This is a genomic window from Jatrophihabitans sp. YIM 134969 (assembly GCF_054456675.1).
Genome location: NZ_JBTJEQ010000098.1, coordinates 1 through 3,731 on the forward strand (window position 1 = coordinate 1; position 3,731 = coordinate 3,731).

Annotated in this window: 4 protein-coding genes; 3 read left to right on the top strand and 1 reads right to left on the bottom strand. The window is 73.5% G+C overall.

All coding sequences use genetic code 11. The features are described 5' to 3' along the window. Together ACXR2U_RS23910 and ACXR2U_RS23915 are read left to right on the top strand one after the other, a co-directional pair. The coding region (locus tag ACXR2U_RS23910; protein ID WP_458827598.1) for a 2-oxo acid dehydrogenase subunit E2 at nt 1–1,143 on the top strand (1,143 nt) is incomplete at its 5' end. 53 nt (nt 1,144–1,196) lie between these two features. Beyond that, nucleotides 1,197–2,099: a TIGR01777 family oxidoreductase gene (locus ACXR2U_RS23915; RefSeq protein ID WP_458827599.1), complete on the top strand. Its 903-nt coding sequence runs from the start codon at nt 1,197–1,199 to the stop codon at nt 2,097–2,099. A gap of 37 nt (nt 2,100–2,136) precedes the next feature. Here the strand turns inward: ACXR2U_RS23915 and ACXR2U_RS23920 are convergent, their stop codons facing one another. After that, nucleotides 2,137–3,207, bottom strand: a complete 1,071-nt coding sequence (locus tag ACXR2U_RS23920) for a DUF3533 domain-containing protein (RefSeq protein ID WP_458827600.1) — start codon at nt 3,205–3,207, stop codon at nt 2,137–2,139. A 100-nt stretch (nt 3,208–3,307) separates the two neighbouring features. On the opposite strand from ACXR2U_RS23920, the gene ACXR2U_RS23925 reads away from it, so the two are divergent. Further along, a partial coding sequence (locus ACXR2U_RS23925) for a TetR/AcrR family transcriptional regulator (RefSeq protein ID WP_458827601.1) occupies nt 3,308–3,731 on the top strand: 424 nt, incomplete at its 3' end.

Consider the following 3,731-nt stretch of genomic DNA (forward strand, 5'->3'; position numbering starts at 1 on the left):
CCCGCGGACGTCCCGGCTCCGGCCAACGCCGCGGCCGAGCCCACCGCGCCGACGGCCGACGGCGGCGCGACCCAGCAGGCCACCGCCCCGGCGTCCGACGACGACTCCGACGGCGGCGCGTACGTCACGCCGCTCGTGCGCAAGCTCGCGAGCGAGCGCGGCGTGGACCTGTCGACCGTGCAGGGCACGGGCGTCGGCGGCCGCATCCGCAAGTCCGACGTCCTGGCCGCAGCACCCGCGCCGGCTCCGGAACCCGAACCGCAGGCCGCGCCGCAGCCCGCGCCGAGCGCGCCGTCGATGGCGTCGTCCGCGCCGGCCTCGCAGACCCGCGAGGTCAACGCCTCGCAGTCGACCCCTGCCCCGACCGCCTCGAACCCCGAGGCGGCCGCGGCGTCACCCGCGCCGGCGCCGAAGCCGGCCCGTGGCCGCACCGAGAAGATCTCCCGGCTGCGTTCGGTCATCGCCGCCCGCATGGTCGAGTCGCTGCAGACCTCGGCCCAGCTCACCACGGTCGTCGAGATCGACGTGACCACCGTGGCCCGGCTGCGCGAGCGTGCGGGCGCCGACTTCGCCGCCCGCGAGGGCGTCAAGCTGTCGTTCAACCCGTTCTTCGCGATGGCGACCATCGAGGCGCTCAAGGAACACCCGAACGTCAACGCCTCGATCGACACCGACGCCGGCACCGTGACCTACCACGACGCCGTGCACCTGGGCGTCGCCGTCGACACCGAACGCGGTCTGCTGGTTCCGGTCGTCCACGACGCCGGTGACCTCAACCTCGGCGGCCTCGCCCGCAAGATCGCCGACCTCGCCGAGCGCACCCGCACGAACAAGGTGACGCCGGACGAACTCGGCGGCGGCACCTTCACCCTCACCAACACCGGCAGCCGCGGGGCGCTGTTCGACACCCCGATCATCAACCAGCCGCAGGTCGGCATCCTCGGCACCGGCGCCGTCGTGAAGCGCCCGGTCGTGCTGTCCGACCCCGCCTTCGGCGAGACCATCGCCGTGCGGTCGATGGTGTACTTCGCGCTCACCTACGACCACCGTCTGGTCGACGGCGCCGACGCCGCCCGCTTCCTCGGGACGGTCAAGGCACGGCTGGAGAAGGGCAGCTTCGAGGCCGAACTCGGGCTCAACTGAGACCCGGGCGACGACGCCGCCGCCGGATGCGCTGGCGCGGGTAAGCAGGGAACGTGCACATCGTTCTCGCCGGCGCGTCCGGCCTGCTCGGGACCAAGCTCCGCACCGAACTCGAGGCCGCCGGCCACCGGGTGACCCGGTTGGTCCGGCGACCTCCGAACTCGGAGCAGCAGGCCGAGTGGCACCCCGAGCGTGGCGAGCTCGACCCGGAGGTGCTGCGCCGCGCCGACGCCGTGGTCGGCCTGTCCGGCGCGGGTGTCGGCGACAAGCGGTGGACCGACTCCTACAAGAAGACGCTCGTGGAGTCCCGCCTCGATCCGACGTCGTTGCTGGCTGCAACGATCGCGTCGCTGCGAGCGGAGGGCGACGGCCCGGCGACCTTCGTCTCGGCCTCGGCCGTCGGGTACTACGGCGACACCGGCGACACCCTCACCACTGAGAACGGCCCGAAGGGCAAGGGCTTCCTCGCCGGCCTGGTCGAGCGCTGGGAAGGCGCCACCACGCAGGCCTCCGACGCCGGCGCGCGCGTCGCGACGTTGCGCACCGGCCTGGTGCTCGCGCCCTCGGGTGGTCTCATGGGCCGGATCGCCCCGCTCGCCAAGCTCGGCCTCGCGGGGCCGCTGGGCAACGGCCGGCAGTACTGGCCGTGGATCACGCTCGTCGACGAGATCGACGCCATCCGCTTCGTGCTCGAGAACGACGACCTGTCCGGCCCGGTCAACCTCACCGGCCCGCGCCCGGTCACCAACCGCGAGTTCGCGACCGTCACCGGCCGGGTGTTGCGGCGCCCCGAGGTCATCCCGGTGCCCGCCTTCGCCCTGCGTCTGGTGCTCGGGGAGTTCGCCGACGAAGGTGTGCTCACCGGTCAGCGGGCGGTCCCCGAGAAGCTGGCGGCAGCGGGGTTCGTCTTCACGCACACGGACGTCGAGAGCGCCTTGCGTTACACCTTCAGCTGAGCCGCCTCCCCGGCGTGTCGTCTCGACCCACCGTGTCCTACGGCATCGCTGTCGCCGGGGGCTTGCGCTTCTGACGCACCACGACAGCCGCCGCCGTCACCGCCGCCCCCGCGACCAGCCACGTGACGATGACGAGCAGGGGCGAGGTGACGCCGGCGCCGCCGAAGTAGGCGATCCGGCGCACCACGTCGACGCCGGCGCCGTTGGGGAGCACCGGCCCGATCGCGCGCCAGAACGGCGGGAGCAGGGACGACTGGTAGGCACCACCCGCGCTCGGGTTGCCGAGCACCACGAACACCAGGACCGTGACGCCGATCCCGATCACGCCCAGCAGGGTCTGGAACGCCATCGTCACCGTGGCCGCAGCGGCGACCAGCAACGCGCCGACACCCGCGACCGCGAGGAACGGGGCGTCGAGGGCGTGCAGCACCGGCCCGACCACGACCGCCCCGCCGATCCCCGAAGCCACCGCGTACGGCAGCACCGCTCCGAGGCGGAACCCCGCCCGGCGCGGCGTCAACGGACGAGCCCCCTTGGCGACGCCGATGATCGCGGCCATGAGGTACCCGCCGACCAACCACCCGACCACGAGGTAGAACCCGGTGAGTCCGCGGGCGTCGCCGTCCTGCAGCGGCACGACGTCGTCGACGGTGACCGTGCGGCCCTGCTGCTGTTCGGCGGCCTGCACCACGGTCTCGACCGCCGTGGCCACCGAGGCTCCCCCGCCCGACGCGACCAGCAGCGTGTCCTTCGTCCCGGACGGGTCCACCACGAGCACCGCCGACGTCGACCCGTCCCGCAACGCCGCCTCGGCGGCGGCGCGGTCGGTCGTGGCCGTCGCGGTGAGCGGGTGCCCGTCGGTGCCCTCGACCGCAGTGACGAACGGCCGGGTGGCCGCGGCCGGGCCGACGATCCGCACCGGCACGTCGGACGGGGTCGGCGCGTGGAAGGCTCCGACGTAGCTCAGGACGAAGCCGATCTGCAGCAGCAGGACCGCGACGACCAGCGCGACGGTGCGGGGCGCGAGCGCGTCGCGCAGGTCCTCCCCGAACCCGCGGGGCTCCTCCGGCGCCTCGTGCCGGCCGGTACCGGTGCTCGTCTCACTCATGTCGCTGCTCCCACTCCGTCCGCGGACGGTTACGATCGATGGATACGTTCCTGTATCCGATACAGAAATGTACTCATCCGGAGGAAGCGCTGTGCCCACCGTGGCTGATCGTCCCGTCACACCCCGCCGTCGGGCGACCCGCGACCGCCTGCTCGAGGCGGCCACCGAGGTCTTCGCCGAGAAGGGGTTCGGCGCCGCGACGGTCGACAACGTGTGCGCCGCGGCCGGCTTCACCCGCGGGGCGTTCTACTCGAACTTCGCGAGCCTCACCGAGGTGTTCGTCGAGCTGTACGAGCGTCGGACCGCCGAGGTGGTCGAGCGGATCCGCGTCGCCGCGGCCGAGGTCGGCGAGGTCACGACCGCCTCGGTGGCCGAGCTGGTCTCGGCGGTGCTCGACCACCTCCCCGACGACCGTCGCTGGCGGGTCGTCCAGGCCGAGTTCACCGCCCACGCGTTGCGCGACCCCGAGGCCGCCCGCGCGCTGGCCGCACCACGCGCCGCGGTCGCGGCCGCGCTCCGGCCGT